Origin of the sequence: Sphingomonas sp. CFBP 8765 (genome assembly GCF_014841445.1) — a bacterium.
Classification (GTDB): domain Bacteria; phylum Pseudomonadota; class Alphaproteobacteria; order Sphingomonadales; family Sphingomonadaceae; genus Sphingomonas; species Sphingomonas aerolata.
Genome location: NZ_JACYTY010000017.1, coordinates 1 through 15,983 on the forward strand (window position 1 = coordinate 1; position 15,983 = coordinate 15,983).

Genomic DNA, 15,983 nt, shown 5'->3' on the forward strand with positions numbered 1-15,983 from the left:
AGGTTCACCTAAACGGGTGGTTTACCGAAATCCACTTCACGATATCGACACATAACGAAGCAATGCAAAAGGCTGTAAAGGTGCTTGGGCTTGTTCCACGGGCCTTCACCTTTGAGATGCCGGTCAAGGATATGACCAGGTCTTGATGGCAAAAAAATGCCCGGCTGGGAAGCCGGGCATTTTCGAGCTTAACCGTTATCGAGCTTTGCGTTATTCGGACATCGCGTATTTAGTCACCAGCCTCTGTGAGGCTTGCCGCTGTTCCATTGACGCATTGCACTATCCCCTGCGAAATGCGGTGGTAAGAACCGGGATAGCTACTCAGACTGTTAAAAGATATTAAGCCTTGATGGGCTTAGTGATATGCCAGTAGCGCATGTGACACCCCGAGTTAAAAGTGTTTGTCTTTCGACAAGGGGACTTATGCAGGAACTCTATTTCATAATTGTAATTGGATACGGTGAAAGGCGCGTTAATCGCGGGGCGCAGGGTTTTTGATCCTCTGCTCGAGTGGTGATGTATCAACGATCCCGTAGCCGTCCGCATAAGAGGGTCGTGATGAGCATAGTGGCAGGCCACCCTCATTCTTACGCTAGAAGCGACGCTTCGCGGGACTGTCCTACGATATAAACCGCCGGTTAAAGTTTCGGCCTTGCTGGCTCCTCGGTGAGGCCAGTTTGCGATCAACTGCGCGTCAGTGTCTGCAAACCTGAGATTTGCTACAGTGGATAAGCATTTCGTCAGCGCTTTGGAGGATCAGTAATGCGCGGGAGGTTCTATGTTTATGATAAGATCTAGAAGCTCACGGCGTACTTGATCAATTTCAAGTGCCCCATCGAGGTCCCCACGCTCGATCTTGGCATCGACTTCGCGCTGAGCGACGAACGCAGCATCCACCCCGTACTGACTAACCATAGTGTAGGCCGCAGAGTGTGCCACAGGGAAGTTCGATCGGTGGGAGGCATGCATGATGCACCTCATTGATAGTCATCATCAATGCGCGAGCGCTCGACAAATATTTTGCTAAGGCGATCCTTGGTACAATCATATGGTAAAGAAGGTGTTAATGGCCGCATTGAGCCAATTCGATCAAACGGAAAGCGCCTCGCATGTCCGTGTAGAGAAACATGGCGAGGCGCTAAATGGGTACGCTGTACTGAAGGCCAGAGCCTCAGTCACTGGCTAAACGCTTGAGAGTTGATTATTAGTAAAGCATCCCGCCCGCTCGTGTGACACGATTAATGTCGCGAGCGCGATGCCAACCCAGGACTCCGATCAGTCTGCAAGTGCAACGCTTGGAGAACACCTCTAAATCGACCACGTGGCTTATCGTCTCCAAAAAATCACCGTAGCCTGCCGAAACCTTGCTTGCTCTCGGTTAGTCCGCATCTGCAGTCGATGGTCGCAGCCAAGCTGCAGGATCAATGGTCTCCTCAACAAATATCGGAATGGTTGAAACAGAGCACGGAAACGATGGAACGATGCGGGTGTCACATGAGACGATCTATCTCCAGTTCCCGGCTCAGCGTCGTTTGTACGGCAGGGGAGGATCGGCGCTCCGACCCTCCCGAAGGCGATCCTAGATCAAAGCTCGGCCGTAGAAGCGCGCCACGCCTTGCCGGTAGCTGGCGGTGAATTCCGGCACCTCGCTCGGCTTGAACTTGGGAGCTGTCGCCAGCTGCTGCTTGGAGATGTTCAGGACGTAGCCGTCCTTGGCGGCGTCGTAGTTCAGGTAGCTCCATGGCAACGGGAACAGCGCCTCGCCGAAGCCCATCGTGCCTCCAAACGACATCACCGCGTAGGCGACCCGGCCTGAGTATTTATCGACCATAAAGCTATCGATCTTGCCGAGATGCTCGCCGTTACGGCCGACCACAGGCGTGCCCTCGACCTTTGCCGAGGAAATCAGACGGACGCTCTCGTCGGTTTGAAGCCGGAACTCGAACTCATCGCGGGTGTTGGCCTTGCTCCGTGTCAGGAACGCCGCCCCGGCAGCAACGCCGAATGCCGCTGCTCCCAGCCCGATCGTGCGCCAGCCCGGTCCAGAACCATTTTGTTGGTCGCGCCCTTCGAACGCGCTGCGCGGGTGACCACTGCTAGTGCCGACGCCAGCACCGCTCGACCTATCTTTCTCCTCTTCAAACAGTGAGGCGTTCGCGCCGGTTGTAGACAGACGCACCTTGTCGCCCTCAACCGCGGCGACCAGCCCGGCAGACAGATAATGATGGTGACCCTGATGGCTGCCCTGTCCGCTGTCGCGCTTGGTGAGCTTGATGCGGTCACCCTCGACCTTGTCGACGGTACCGACGTGGACGCCGTCCGCTCCAATGACTTCCATATGCTTCTTGATGCCGCCAAGGTCAGCCATGCTAGATTCCCGATATGATTGAAGCCGTTCAACGACTCGAACTCGGGATCGATGCATATGAGTGCAAATCGGCGCGCAAAGCCGGACCCCATCGAACCGAGTTAAACTGTTGCAGTCGCATAAAAGGGGATGACAGTTCGAAGGTCCCCGCCGGCGCCGATTGTAACCCCCGCAGCATCCGGCTTTCTACGTGCACCGAGACACTTACGTTGGGCCAAGGGGATTGCGCTTTCGGCGTCGGTCTAGAACTCTTCAGGAAGGCGGCCTGTCCGCTTTTGGGTGGCAGGTGGGGTAAACTGACGCTCGTTCAGGTGGCCGGTCTAAGGGCCGCACCGCCAAATTGGTAGAAAGTCGCCATTCCGATCTCGGGCGGCGGTCAGCAGTAAGAATCTGTTCGTTCAGGTGTTGAGGCGGGGGCATCTCATTACACTAGGAAAGGATCTTTGCTTGCATCCGATTCCGAACGGCAGCGCTCGCGATCCGCTTCTCTATTGATCAGTAGTGCACGCGGAAAAGCCTGCAGCGAGAAGTTCCCTCGCTTCATTTGCGGGCATGGGCCTGCCGAACAGGTAGCCTTGCGCGTGGCTACAGTTTCGCGTGCGCAAATAGGCCGCCTGCTGCGCGGTTTCCACGCCTTCGGCGACGACTTCAATGCCAAGCTGGTTTGCCAGTCCCAGCACCGCGTTTACAATGGCCGCGTCGCCAGGCTCTGTCAGAAGGCCTGCGACGAAGCTGCGGTCAATCTTAATGACGTCGACGGGGTATTCTCGCAGGTGCTTGAGTGAGGCGTAGCCTGTGCCGAAATCGTCGAGTGCGACGGTGACCCCGGCATTATGGAAGGAGGCCAATGTGTTTCCGACGCTTTCTGCGCCGCGGCCGAGGAACACGGTTTTAGTCACCTCAAGCTCTAGCAGCTTCGCGGGTAGGCTGTGGCTATGGAGCTGACCCATGATGCGGTCGAATAGATCCTCGCGACGGAATTCGGCTGGCGACAGGTTCAGTGCCACGCGCGTCAGCGTTAGGCCGTCGTCGCGCCAGCGCGTAAGGTCAGCGCAGATCCGTTGCAGCATCCTCTCACCGAGGGACGTGGCCGCCGTGAGGTCGTCAAATGCCGCCGCGATCGTTTCCGGTCCTTGAATGCCCAGTGTTTCGTGCCGCCAACGTAGCAGCGCCTCGAAACCCGACAGAGCACCGTCACTAAGCCTGACCTTCGGCTGATAGAAGGGCACCACGCGATCATCGCGCGCGATCATGCGGGCTACGGAAAGCATTGATGTACGGCGCTGCATGCTTGCACGCATCTCTGGGCGGAAGCGCGAGAGTTCGCCTCGCGCGCTCGCCTTACCGGCGTAAAGCGCGAGGTCAGCCGTCTTAAGCAGGTCACGCGCGCTCTGCCCATCCTGTGGGTAGGAGGCGATACCCGCCGTTGCTTGGCACTCAAGCGTGATCGAGTCGGCCAAAACCGGCTGGCGCAGCGTGTGAAGTGCGAATTGAATGCGATCCTCAGCCAGTCCATTCGGCGAAGCTTCTACAATCGCTGCAAACTCATCCCCGCCCAGGCGCGCCACGACCACGTCGTCGCCCAAGGCTGTAACTAGTCGGTCGGCGACGGCGCATAGTAGCATGTCTCCAGCGTCATGCCCGAACGTGTCGTTGATTTCTTTAAGATGGTCGACGTCGAACAATGCGAGCGTGAGCCCCGCTGCTTCCGACCGATCCGCTCGTTCGATCGCGTCCTGAAGCAATTGGTTGAAGGCGGCGCGGTTGATGAGCTTGGTCAGATGGTCGTGTTCAGCCGCCCAGCGGACGCGCTGCTCTGCCGTAAGCTGCTCGGTAACATCTCGTACGGTAACCAGGATGCGTTCTATGCGCCCGTTTGCCGCTTTAACCCGCCAGCCACTCGTCTGCATCCAGCGCAGTGCACCATCGTTGGCGCGATGGATGCGGACCGTCAACTCGAAGCGAGGGTGGGTGTCGCCGTAGCTGATTGAGTCGACAACCTTTTGCAATATCGGCCGATCCTCGGGAACGACCAACGCCAGTGCGGTGGCAGGCTCTGCCGGCACATCTGCAGCCAGGCCGAGCATTGCGCGGAACACATCGGACCAGAGGCGACGGCCGAGCAGCGCGTCATAGTCCCAGATCCCGACGCCCGCGGCCTCTGCGGCTAAACGGAAACGCTCTTCGCTCGCAAGCAAGGCACTCTGAGCCCGCTTTCGATCGTTGATGTCCTCCAACGTTCCGAACCAGGCAAGCACCTCCCCGTCGTGATTAAAGTGTGGTGACGCACAGGAGCGGAACCAGCGATAGCCGCTGGATGTCTGCAGGCGATAGTCAACGTCTATCAACGATGCCGTTTCAAGCGCCAAGCGCCATGCGCACAGGGTTCGCTCCACGTCGTCTGGGTAGATTGCGTCAAGCCAACCGTTATCTAATGCCTTGTTGACATCGATGCCGGTGACCTCCGCCCATTGTGCGCTAACAGTGCGGATGGCGCCGCTCGCGTCTGCGCTCCAGCTGATGTGCCGTGCCATCTCAACGCTGGTGCGGTAGTGATCAGCTTCCTGCCGTACGGCGGCAAGAGCATCTAGCAAAGACCAAGAGGTGCCGTGCGGCTTCCAGGCAACATCGTGCTTCATGCTTGCCGCTGCATCCAGGTAGCTCTTAGCCTGTCCATCCTCGCCTAATCCGTCGAAAACGCCATCATAAATTGCTTGATTAGCATATGCACAGCAACGCTTTATGTTTGGTTAGCGCCAGCCGGCCCCTGTACCTTATGGGAACACAGATTCTAGTAGGCCAACCATTCGAGTTTATCGTAAACATACCGTTTTCCGATAGAGGCGTGGGGGCGGTCGGCACTCAAGCGACCGGGCCGCTTCGCCCGATTGTGTTAAAAGTAAGGGCGGCCTCGACCAGACGCGTAGTTAAAACAGAAGCAGGCGTGCGCGGCCTCAGACAGGTGCCATCTGCGGTGGCATCGAGATCAACTTGGCGAACGGATGCTTCCCGGGTCGCACTGAAGGTATATTATCGGTTATGGCCTCAATAAATCATCGTGAGAGGCGATCCAGCAAGTCTTGGCCTGACCCCGAAGCCGTGGTCGCAGGTAAGATTCCCATTCTAGTTTTGCAACGACAAGATGTCCTCGAATAGAGCACCGTTACGCTCATATGCTACGAAAACGTCATCGAGATTTTTCGTGTCCATGTCGAGCCGGGCGAACTTCGCTTCGTCAAGTCTCATGCCATCGATGATTGTAATCACGTCACCGACTTGCAATGCTGAGCCTCGGAGAACGCTTGGATCAGCTGGATCGAGCAAATAGCCGTCGAGCTGCCCGCGGCTATAATGAGGCTTGAGATTGAACCGCTGGGTGAACGGCGTGCGGTTCGCTTTGATCTCTCCACTTGATTGTGGTTGCGGTGACGCTTCCACCTGCACCGGGGTAACGGTTGGCGCACCTGTCGATACAATTTGGACTTTATCAGCGTCTTTCGAAGCCGGTTTGCGCACACAGTACGCGACAAGGCCAGCGATCAGTAAAGCAACGGTTATCACCATCGCCTTTACCATTGTTCCGCGCCTGCCATGCGCCCGAGCAGCCGTCATCATTCGCCCCTGCAGTTCCAGAACGTTTAACGGTCAATGTCTGAGGCGGACAAACGTACGCCTCAGACATCGCTCTTACTTCGACAAAGACCGCGCAGCGTTCACTCTGCCGTTACCGTAATACGGGTCATGCGCAGATACTCCCAGGTCATCCGCTCCCGCGTTGAGATAAGCGCGTAGCTTAGCAGGATGCATTTTGCCGTATTTGCTGACGATGAGCGCAGCGACCCCCGAGACGTGTGGGGTCGCCATGCTCGTACCGATGCTCCAGTAGTACGAATTGGCAGCGCCGGTGCTGAAGACGAAGTCGAAGATGTAACATGGCCTGGTTACACCGGCGACCGTGCAATCACCTGTAACGGACGGCGTGTAATCGCCGCCGGGACCGGCAAGATTAATCACTGAGCGACCATAATTGGTGTAGCTGGCCGGGTTGTCCAGGAAGACGTTCTGGTTCTTGCCCCAGCCATGCGGTGCAGTCGCAGAAATCGAGATCGCCTGCGGCGAGTCAGACGGCAAATGGATCAGATTAGCCGGCGTACCTGTGGTTTTCGGGCTGTCAGCGCTCTGGCCATCGTTGCCCGCCGATACAATTACCAAGGCCCCCTTCTTATAGGCGTAACTTACCGCACGATCGATCAGCTGTCGGAGGGTCGATGCCCCTTCCTCGGACTTCTGAAGCGATCCGCCGAGGCTCATGCTGATGACGTCGACGCTGCGGTCGGCAGCATAGATGATCCCCGCCGCGACGTCCTCGAACGAACCGCTACCGCTGTTAAAGAGGACCTTCACCAGGCAAAGCGTCGCCTTCGGCGCGACGCCGATCGTACCGACGCCATTGCGCGCGGCGCCGATCGTACCGGCCGTGTGCATGCCATGCGCGAAGATCCCCGTGTCGTCATCCGAGTTCGGGCCGTAGGCAATGCCCTCGCCGGTCATATCGGCAGTGCAACTCGGGTCGTACCTACCGGCGATGTCCGGATGGTTTAGCTGAAAGCCGCCGTCGAGCACTGCGACGCGAGCGCCGTGCCCCTCGTAGCCCATCTTCCACGCGTCCACGGCCTTGATGGCGGTGTGGCCCCATTGCAGGTTAAACCGCGGATCGATGCCGGCCGGATTATTGGGCGGATTTACGACGTCGGCGTCGCGGAACACCGCTCGCTCGCCCTTCGGTATCCACTTGATCTTTCGATCAGCGGCAACAGCTGCGACACCTGCTTTGCCTCCAACGGCAGCACGGAAGCCAGATCCGCCTTCGGCCACGACGACGTCGATGCTCGCGAGCCGCTTCTTGATCCGGCCGCCTGCAGCAGTGACGGCGGCATCCAGGTTCGCTCCCGGGGTCCCCAGCACCACAAAGGTCTCTGCAGAGGCTGCTAAAGGAAACGTCACTAGCGACGTTGCAAACGCGATTTTGAGCACGCTCTTCATCTCTTGTCCTCCCGTACGCCGGAGCACGAAATACCTGTGTCCCGCTCTTCAGGCGCCTCGACGAGGCTAAACGAGATCTTTAGGAGAGCAAGGTCCCTTCCACCTCGAATCTCCCCATTTTTGATATCGTTAAGTTGGAGCATGTCATAGCGGCCAAGGCTAATGGATCGGTCGCTTTCCATCTCATTAATGCCAGTTTTGACATCTGTACGCCCCCGCATTTAATCTCATCGAGCGCACGGCCGGGCCACGATTGCGCAAGCGTTCAATAGCGTTAATCGCTTTCATTCCACTCGGAGCGTTGATGAGCCTGACGAAGCGACGTCGGGGTTGTGCCAGGATCGTCGAGCGTCCGCTATCGCATTCATGTCGTTCGGTTGGGCGAGCGCTCGAGGCTATTCCGAGAAGAACAGAGCAACTTGCAAAGGCAGCAGGGGTCGCACGGTGGGTGAGGCGACGACTCTTCGGCACCTAAACTGCGCTGAGCCGACTTTGTAGGTCGTTTGGCCTATGCTCGCACGGAAGTGCGCATATTGGCGCAGACGTCCCCAGTAATGTGTCATTCTTACCCTGCGTGCCCCACGGCTAGAATGGTGCAATCACTTACATACTTGGTAGCGCTCGCGTCTCTATTTATTAAATTGGGGATCTGGTTGATTAATGCAGTCGCATATGGCCGCGGTTGTTTTTTAAAAAGGAGATCCTAAATGACGGCAACATACGTGGAGTGAATGATGTCTGACGAAACTATTAAGCTAGACGCTGTCGAGCTTGCAATCGAGCTGACGATCGCATGGTTGTCGAACCCAAACACACGAACATCAGCAGATGACGTTCCAGCGTTTCTCGCCCAGATGCACTCCAGCGTTCAATCTCTAATCGGCGGCGCCAACGAGGCGAACGCCCCTGTCACTGATACCGAGCAATATACCCCTGCGGTGTCGGCGCGTAAGTCGGTGGCCAACCCCGACTTCATCATCAGCATGATCGATGGCAAGCCATACAAGACACTCCGCCGGCATCTCAGCAAGCATGGAATGACGCCAGAAGAGTACCGCGAGCGTTACAATCTGAAGGCTGATTATCCGATGGTTGCAACGACCTATTCGGAAGCGCGTCGTGCGATGGCTCATCGGATTGGCTTGGGTAGCAGCCGCAGCGGCGATGGCACGGCATCGAAGGCTCCGGCAAAGTCCAAAAAGCCAAAAGTTGAAACTGCGGAGTAAGTAAAAGCTGGCTTCCCATCGGGGGCCAGCCTTTGGGCGGCAGGGGAAGGGCTGCTTCTGCCGCTCGTCCGTCCGGTCCGGCTTCTCACAGTGGCGAGAAGCCGGTGTAGGTCACACCTCGACGCCCTCTGACAAGGTCAACCACCTTCGACATCGACGCCAAGGTAGCGGACGGTATTCTCAATCTTGGCGTGGCCGAGCAGATCTGCACCGCGCGAAGATTGCCCGACGCCTTGTAGATTATGGAAGCCTTGGTCCGCCGAAGCGAGTGCGTCCCACACTCTTCGCGGCGCAGCCCTATGCCGTTCCCCCATTCGGCTACCAGCCGGGCGTACTGGCGGGTACTGAGCGGGCGGGCATGATCGGTTCGGCTAGGAAAGACATAGTCGGCAAGCGAACCACCTCGCCTCTCCAGCCATGCCAGCAAGCTTGCTCGGCGTCCGCCATCAACTCGAACTGCACCGGCCTACCTGTTTTCGCCTGGACGACGATCGCACGGGTTCGGACATGGCCACCAAGGACGATATCGCCGATCGTCATCTTCACTACATCACAACCACGCAGCCTGCTGTCGATCGCCAAGTCGAACAACGCTCGATCCCGCAGTCACTGGTGCTGGTCGAGAAGAAGCGAATGGCTCAGACCTGTCGCGGCTTGAGCGCGCGCTTGGCACCCCCCTTGCGCCTGCCGTTTCAAGGGCGGCGTTCGCCTGCGATTGGATCGAACTGTGACGTACCCATAGCTTTCTCTCCGTGGCCATCATGGCCAAGGAGAGAACGGGCACGGGGTGGCATGGCTTTTCCAGAGGGGCATTTACTCTGGATTGATAGGTGCATTCAGTTTGAACTGTGGCATTTGGAAAGGAGCCATTCCGCAGCTGCCCACTTGCAGACATTCAAGGCACATGTGAAGTTAGCGTCGATGGAGGGTGCCTGTGACCGTATCGACGAGTTCTCGAGCAACTGATCTCGGACGCTGGCGTCTGGCCCTGTGGGCTCTCCTTGGAGTCTTACTCCTCCTACCGGCTATTGCGATGTTTTTCACCGACGAAGTGCGTTGGACAGGTGCCGATTTCATTGCGGCTGCCGCCATTTTCGCCGTTGTCGGCTGTGCGATTGAGTTGATTGTTCGGTTCATTGACCAGGCGGTCTTACAGATAACTCTCGTTTGTGGAGTCATATTGGCGGCGTTGGCGATCTGGGCCGATGGTGCAGTCGGCATACTCTAGCTTGGGTATCGGGACGGCGACTTTTTCACCAGGTCGCGACGTTCGCGCTGCCGATCGGCAACAATCCGATGCGGCCAGTCTGCATTCGCTCCAACTCCGACGCTCAGGCGCGAAATACAATTATCTGAAAGCGGCCGGTCATTCAGCATCCAGCGGTCGCCCGCTTGGCGTAATCCGGTCCGACGCATATAAATAAGCAGGGTCAAATTCGCCTAGGCTCGCCAGAGCCTTCCTATCGTGAATTTCCACTTGCCGGTTCCGGAACTTTATAAGGCCTCGTTCACGCAGAGAACGCAGTACACGGTTTGTGTGAACGACGGTGAGACTCAAGGCTGCGCCTAAATCAGATTGTGTCAGCGGAAGCGCAAACGAGACATCCTGAGCAAGGCCAACCATCTCTAGTCGCGCATGAAGCTCGCAAAAGAGGTGCGCAGCGCGCGCCTCGGCTTCAAGACGACCAAGACGAAAGATCCACGCACGGTGAATTGCCGCGTCCAACAAGCTACTCAGCCAGAATGACTCAGCTAAACGTGGACAACGCTCGCTCAAGTCTGCTAACACATAATGACTGTAAGCAGTAACTTTGGCTGATCCAATCGCTACTACGTTGTGATCGAGGCTTCTGAGGTTGAATCCATCAAGGTCAACAAAATCGCCTGGTATATGCAGGCTAACCATCTGCCGCCGCCCTCGGTGATCGTCTGCGGAGCGGCAGACAAAACCTTCGACCACCAGCATGCTCGAACAAACGGGCTCCCCCTGCCTAACCAGTGTTTTCCGGGTCTTAACCACCTGGACGTTGCTACTACTGTCCTCAAGCAAGGTTTGCTCTTCGAGAGTCAAACGCTCTCGGCCACGCCCCGTCAGAAATTTATTAGAATTCATTCCCCCCCTGGCGGCGATGTGAGTCCGACGATCTGTACCGTACGATGAAAAAAGCCTAAGGCATAAATTTGAAGTCAAGCATGGTTGTCATCGCCGTCCAAGTTCCGATCGCAGACAGTTCGCTTTCCTCAAATTGTAACCGTTCAGCAGCCGTATGTATGGAAAACCCGGTCGTAATCGCGACTGTACGACAAACAGGTGATTTCGGACGCTTGCAATGGGCTGACGGCGCTGGCGTATATCTGGGTCCGTTCTATGTACCGGCGCCATTTCGGAAAACGTTTTGGGAACGGTTTTTGGGAAAGCGGGCTTGCAGCGGTGGGCGTTCGCTTGACCATGTTGCCCGCCGTTCCGTGTCGGCCCCCAACCAATACAATTTAAGGCGGGGCGTCACGCCCTGAAACAATGTCGTCGTATATCAGCACATAGACAAAAAGGTGTCTTGTATACTAATCGATCACGTTTGTAAGTTTGTCGCTCCCCGGCGAATAGCCTTATGTAAAATGTGGGAAAGCTGCTCCAGGGAGTAGGGCTTATGCAAAAGCTCGAACCCATGCGCACCGTTTTCTGCAAGAACATGGCTGTAGCCGCTCGTAAGAATTATCGGTAGATCCGGGTAGTGACGTCGAACGCGCTCTGCCAATTCAACGCCGCTTACTCCGGGCATGACTACATCAGTGAATAAGACATCAAACTTTTCAGCGTCCTTTTCCAATTCAGCGAGGGCCTTTTCTGCGTCCCGGGCGAGGACGCTGGCATAGCCCAAGTCCTGCAACGCGCTGGTCGCAAAGTCTCCGACGTCAGCATTGTCTTCGACGATGAGTACGCAGATGCCGCGTCCGTCTATGCTCTCCTCAGCCAACGGCTCGTCCTGTCTTCCGGCGTCTGTCAGCATCCGTGGAAGATAGAGTGTGAAGGTACTTCCCTTTCCAAACTCACTCTCCACCCTGATATCGCCGCCGGACTGCTTGGCAAAACCGATGACCTGGCTCAGACCAAGTCCCGTGCCGTGCCCGGCCCCCTTGGTCGTGAAGAAGGGTTCAAAGATACGGTTGAGATTCTCTTGAGCAATACCGGTTCCTTCATCCGTCACCGCCACAGCGACGAAGTCGCCAGCAACCGCCTCATGCGCTCGACGTGCAGGCAAACCTGAAACGGCGCCTAAAGCGATTGTAAGCACTCCCTCGCCATTCATGGCGTCACGCGCGTTAATCGCGAGATTAACGATCGCGGTGTCGAACTGGCTTCGGTCAGCCTTGACCAGCAACGGCTCTTTTGGGGATTTCAATTCTAATTCAATACGCCCCCCCGCTAGAGTCCGTACCATCGTGGCCACGTCCAGAATACTCTGACCTACGTCAAACAGCTCCGGCATCAGCGCCTGGCGGCGCGCAAAGGCCAGCAACTGACCCGTCAGCTTCGCGGCCCGATCAGCAGTATCGCCGATTGCGGCGATATATCGGTCGCGCCGTTCGGCCGTAAGGTTCGGACGCCGCAGCAGATCGACCGACCCCCGTATCACGGTGAGGAGGTTGTTGAAGTCGTGAGCAACCCCACCAGTAAGTTGCCCGATCGCTTCCATCTTCTGTGCTTGGCGCAGGGCATCCTCAGCCAGCTTCAGTGCTTCGGCCTGCTCCTTCTCGCCTGATATGTCGCGGGCGACGGCATGGATTAAACCTTCACCGGGCACGGCGGTCCATGACAGCCAGTGATAAGTGCCGTCCTTACGTCGATATCGGTTTTCAAACCGCATGGTGGTCCGCCCTTCGGACAGCTTTTCCACTTCCTGCAGCGTGGTTGCTACATCTTCCGGGTGGACGAGATCGATAAAGCGCCTCTCGACCAATTCACTTTCGGCCCAGCCAAGAAGGGTCGTCCACGCAGGATTCACGGCTGTGACCGTCGCGTCAAACCGAGTGACCAACATCAGGTCCGTCGAAAGCAGCCACATACGGTTACGATCGGCCGTGCGTTCGGCCACCTGCGCTTCAAGAGACTCGTTTAGCTCGCGAAGCCGCAACTCGTCAGCCTTGCGCGACGTGATGTCGACAGCCGTGCCGATCATGCGATAACATGTGCCCTCGGCATCGAACAAACCACGGCCTTTTGCGGCCACCCACCTAACGACGCCGTCTTCCCTGCCGATCGTTCGATATTCGACATCGTAAAGAGGACGATTCCGGGGGTCGGAGGCTGCTTCGTAAGCTGCAAGGGTCTTTTCCCGATCATCCGGATGCACGCCGTTGGAATAGTCTGCCAGCGTCACCGGAACATCGGGCGAAATACCGAACATCGCTTTCACTCGCGGTGGCCAGAACATAATTCCGGTGTCGGTATCGACATGCCACTGCCCGATCTCCGCAACCTCAAGTGCGAGACGAAGTCGCTCTTCGTTGAGTGCCAGCTTGTCTTCTGCCTCTCGACGCTCGTCGATGTCGATGACTGAGCCGACATGACCAAGAAAGCTTCCGTCATCGGCGAAGCGCGGCGCGGCAGCGTCAATTGCCCACCGATACACGCCATCGGCACGGCGCAGCCGATACTCGACGCGAAACGGACCTTGAACGGCGACCGCAGCAAGGAAAGTGTCCTCGGCTAGCTTCTGGTCATCCGGATGAGTCGCTGCCGTCCAGCCCAGACCGAGCGCTTCTTCCTCGGTTTGCCCCGTAAACTCATACCAACGCTTATTGAGATAGCTGCAGTAGCCATCTGGCTCTGTAACCCACATCATGACCGGGGCATGGTCGGCCATATTCCGAAACCGGGTTTCCGCTTCGTGCTCGCTGGCATGGCCGGAACCGCTTAAGGGCATCGTCTGGTCTGCCTCGGACTGTTTCGACATTGAGCCTGGAGTTCCTTGCACAACGGCAAGGGGCATACCTTCCGTTATCTTATCAGCGCGCTACGGGCATTGCCGTGCGACAGGCGAAAACGATCCGCCGCATCGAAAACTAGCCCGTTCCCGGCGAGAATCCAATGTCGAGAATGCACAATCGCCATGCCACAATCAACGATCGCGACAAGAAATGTCGCCTGCGATCTGGCTCTAACGGAACGATATTCCTGTAAACGACGTTCACGCATGCGTGGAGCCTTCCGGCCTTCGCTGGAGGTAGCTTTGAAACAACGTGACGACTGGCATCTAACTGACGTACTGGATTACGAGCATGGCCGAGGCGACCCCTTTGCGGCAGCCGTTCGCGCTACACGGATGCCGATGGTCATCACCGACCCGGCCCGCGATGATAACCCGATCGTGTTTTGCAACGTCGCGTTTCAGGAGTTGACGGGTTATTCCCGTGACGAGATCCTCGGACGAAACTGCCGCTTTCTAAAAGGCCCCGAAACCGACCCTGCGACAATCGATAAAGTCCGCGAAGCCATCAGGGTCGGGCAAGCCGTTGACGTCGATCTGCTGAATTATCGCAAGGACGGAACGACGTTCTGGAACGCGCTGTATCTGTCGCCAGTCAGGGATAACGAGGGGATCGTCCGCTTTTTCTTCGCATCACAGCTTGACGTTAGCGATCGTGTCGAGGCTCAAAATATTATCAATGATCAGAAGCTGCTGGTCGAACGCGAGGTCGAGCGTCGTACCGCCGATCTGCGCGCCGCGCTGGATGCCAAGACCATCCTTCTTCATGAGGTCGATCATCGGGTTAAAAACAACCTTACGATGATCGGATCGCTGTTGCGCCTTCAGGTTCGCACTATCGACGATCCTTCCGTGGCATCGAAGCTGGATTCCATGCTCGAACGTGTCGATGCCCTCGCGGTGGTCCATCGCCAGCTCTACCAATCCTCCGACATCGCACGGTTCGATATAGGTAGCTTCGCGCAAAGCCTGGTATCGGATGTGGTCGGGTCAAGCGGTCGTAGCGACATCACGTTGGACGTTAAGGCTCAGCCTCTGTTCGTGGATGCAGCCAATGCATCCGCGCTCGGGCTGATCCTCAACGAGATTCTAACGAATGCCGTCAAGCACGCCTTCACAGATGGCCGCTCGGGTCACCTCAGTCTCGTTGTCGAAGGAGGTAACGACTATGGGACCATCCAAATATGCGATGACGGCCCGGGCATGCCTTCAGCCGCCCGCAGCAAGAGCATTGGCACGTCGCTGATTACTCGTCTTGCGCGCCAAGCTCGCGCGGAGGCTACTTGGCGCAACAATATGCCTGGAACATGCGTGACGATCACGTTTCCTCAGACCGAAGCGCGATCATGACCAATACAATGCAAGTTTTGATTGTTGAGGACGAAATGCTCCTCGCAATGGATATGGAGGCGATGGTCGAGGATAGTGGACATCGCGTTCTGGCTGAGGCGGCCAGCCTCCATGACGTTGAGGCGCTACCCGACGATCTCAATCCGCAGCTCGCGTTTGTTGATATTCATCTAGCGCATGGCTCGAGCGGCCTGGACGTGTGTCGTTACATACGGACGCACTGGCCGGACGCGCTGATCGTTTTCGTCACGGCCAACGTCTCGAAGATACCGGCGGATTTCTCCGGTGCGCATGGAGTGATTGCCAAACCTTTCTCCCATGCAGGTGTCGTTAATGCCATCAACTACTTGGCGAACGGTGTGTTTGCACCACCGCCTAGCATGCCGCGGCCAGCGAGCCTCATTCCATCACCCAGCCTCGAAGGCCGGTGGGCGAGGACGGTAGCGTAGAAGCCTTATCGACGCCGACTAGGATGGCACATCGCCACCATACCACTATCTGAGAAATACGAACCTTAGTAACGGCCCCACCAACAGGCGGCATCCGCTAACGCCACATGCACTTCCAATAACGGACGGGCTGCCTTCCTCCCCCGTTATCGTCATTTGGCGATCAGATGTGTGAAAAACCCGGTCGTAAATATCGTTGTGCGACAAACTGGTGATTTCAGACGGCAGCCTCCCGACCGTCGCAAAACGCCGTCGCCAACCCCTACTGGCGTTTATCGTGTATTTTGCGCCGCCTAATAGGCGTTTGGGCCGCTTGCGTGTCGGCTTCTGAAAGCAAATATGACACCTGCATCTCCAATTCTCTGGCTGCATATTGAGAAACCGGGGCTTATCAACCTACACATCATCTATTGGCTGAAGATTTCGCGATGAGCCGGGCACGGATGCCGGCGATCGTGTCCTCGGCACCGCGCGCTGCCAAGCGGAGTGGATCTGTTGTTGCCCCCTAAAGGCCTGACAGAGCCTCGCAGGTTTGCGCGATGAACTCGCGTGGGGACCG

12 protein-coding genes and 1 pseudogene are annotated in these 15,983 nt (G+C 57.0%); 5 read left to right on the plus strand and 8 right to left on the minus strand.

The genetic code is table 11. The annotated features are described in order from the left end of the window. Positions 1 to 1,579: 1,579 nt before the first annotated feature. From IFT87_RS20650 to IFT87_RS19805, 5 genes and pseudogenes are all read right to left on the minus strand, one after another. Positions 1,580 to 2,146: a PRC-barrel domain-containing protein gene (locus IFT87_RS20650; RefSeq protein WP_274602566.1), complete on the minus strand. Its 567-nt coding sequence runs from the start codon at positions 2,144 to 2,146 to the stop codon at positions 1,580 to 1,582. Then, positions 2,129 to 2,368 (minus strand): annotated as a pseudogene (locus tag IFT87_RS19790) (DUF2171 domain-containing protein); the annotation flags it as partial. The gene IFT87_RS20650 and the pseudogene IFT87_RS19790, both read right to left, overlap by 18 nt. A gap of 488 nt (positions 2,369 to 2,856) precedes the next feature. After that, the gene (locus IFT87_RS19795; protein ID WP_192191710.1) at positions 2,857 to 5,007 is read right to left on the minus strand and encodes a putative bifunctional diguanylate cyclase/phosphodiesterase; all 2,151 of its coding nucleotides are present in this window, start codon (positions 5,005 to 5,007) and stop codon (positions 2,857 to 2,859) included. Positions 5,008 to 5,491: 484 nt separating this feature from the next. Next, positions 5,492 to 5,944, minus strand: a complete 453-nt coding sequence (locus IFT87_RS19800; RefSeq protein WP_192191711.1) for a hypothetical protein — start codon at positions 5,942 to 5,944, stop codon at positions 5,492 to 5,494. A 111-nt stretch (positions 5,945 to 6,055) separates the two neighbouring features. Then, a complete protein-coding gene (locus IFT87_RS19805; protein ID WP_192191712.1) occupies positions 6,056 to 7,411 on the minus strand; it encodes a S8 family peptidase in 1,356 nt (451 codons plus the stop codon). 734 nt (positions 7,412 to 8,145) lie between these two features. Between IFT87_RS19805 and IFT87_RS19810 the strand changes: the two genes are divergently transcribed. Beyond that, positions 8,146 to 8,637, plus strand: a complete 492-nt coding sequence (locus IFT87_RS19810) for a MucR family transcriptional regulator (RefSeq protein WP_192191713.1) — start codon at positions 8,146 to 8,148, stop codon at positions 8,635 to 8,637. An 85-nt stretch (positions 8,638 to 8,722) separates the two neighbouring features. Here IFT87_RS19810 and IFT87_RS21095 read toward each other — a convergent pair whose 3' ends face one another. Then, on the minus strand, positions 8,723 to 9,064 hold the full coding sequence (locus IFT87_RS21095) for a tyrosine-type recombinase/integrase (protein ID WP_446740640.1): 342 nt from the start codon (positions 9,062 to 9,064) through the stop codon (positions 8,723 to 8,725). 80 nt (positions 9,065 to 9,144) lie between these two features. Between IFT87_RS21095 and IFT87_RS21100 the strand changes: the two genes are divergently transcribed. Continuing rightward, positions 9,145 to 9,603, plus strand: coding sequence for a hypothetical protein (locus tag IFT87_RS21100; protein ID WP_426291598.1), 459 nt, complete (start codon positions 9,145 to 9,147; stop codon positions 9,601 to 9,603). A gap of 67 nt (positions 9,604 to 9,670) precedes the next feature. Continuing rightward, on the plus strand, positions 9,671 to 9,865 hold the full coding sequence (locus tag IFT87_RS19820; protein ID WP_192191714.1) for a hypothetical protein: 195 nt from the start codon (positions 9,671 to 9,673) through the stop codon (positions 9,863 to 9,865). Positions 9,866 to 10,003: 138 nt separating this feature from the next. Here the strand turns inward: IFT87_RS19820 and IFT87_RS19825 are convergent, their stop codons facing one another. Then, the gene (locus tag IFT87_RS19825) at positions 10,004 to 10,750 is read right to left on the minus strand and encodes a helix-turn-helix domain-containing protein (RefSeq protein WP_192191715.1); all 747 of its coding nucleotides are present in this window, start codon (positions 10,748 to 10,750) and stop codon (positions 10,004 to 10,006) included. 457 nt (positions 10,751 to 11,207) lie between these two features. Then, complete coding sequence (locus IFT87_RS19830; protein ID WP_192191716.1) at positions 11,208 to 13,592, minus strand: hybrid sensor histidine kinase/response regulator; 2,385 nt, start codon at positions 13,590 to 13,592, stop codon at positions 11,208 to 11,210. Positions 13,593 to 13,832: 240 nt separating this feature from the next. Here IFT87_RS19830 and IFT87_RS19835 point away from each other — a divergent pair, with 240 nt between their 5' ends. Continuing rightward, a complete protein-coding gene (locus IFT87_RS19835) occupies positions 13,833 to 14,975 on the plus strand; it encodes a histidine kinase dimerization/phosphoacceptor domain -containing protein (RefSeq protein WP_274602565.1) in 1,143 nt (380 codons plus the stop codon). Beyond that, entirely contained in the window at positions 14,972 to 15,424 is a 453-nt protein-coding gene (locus IFT87_RS19840) for a response regulator (RefSeq protein WP_031439427.1), read from the plus strand. The genes IFT87_RS19835 and IFT87_RS19840 overlap by 4 nt, the downstream gene beginning before the upstream one ends. The last annotated feature ends 559 nt before the right edge of the window (positions 15,425 to 15,983 follow it).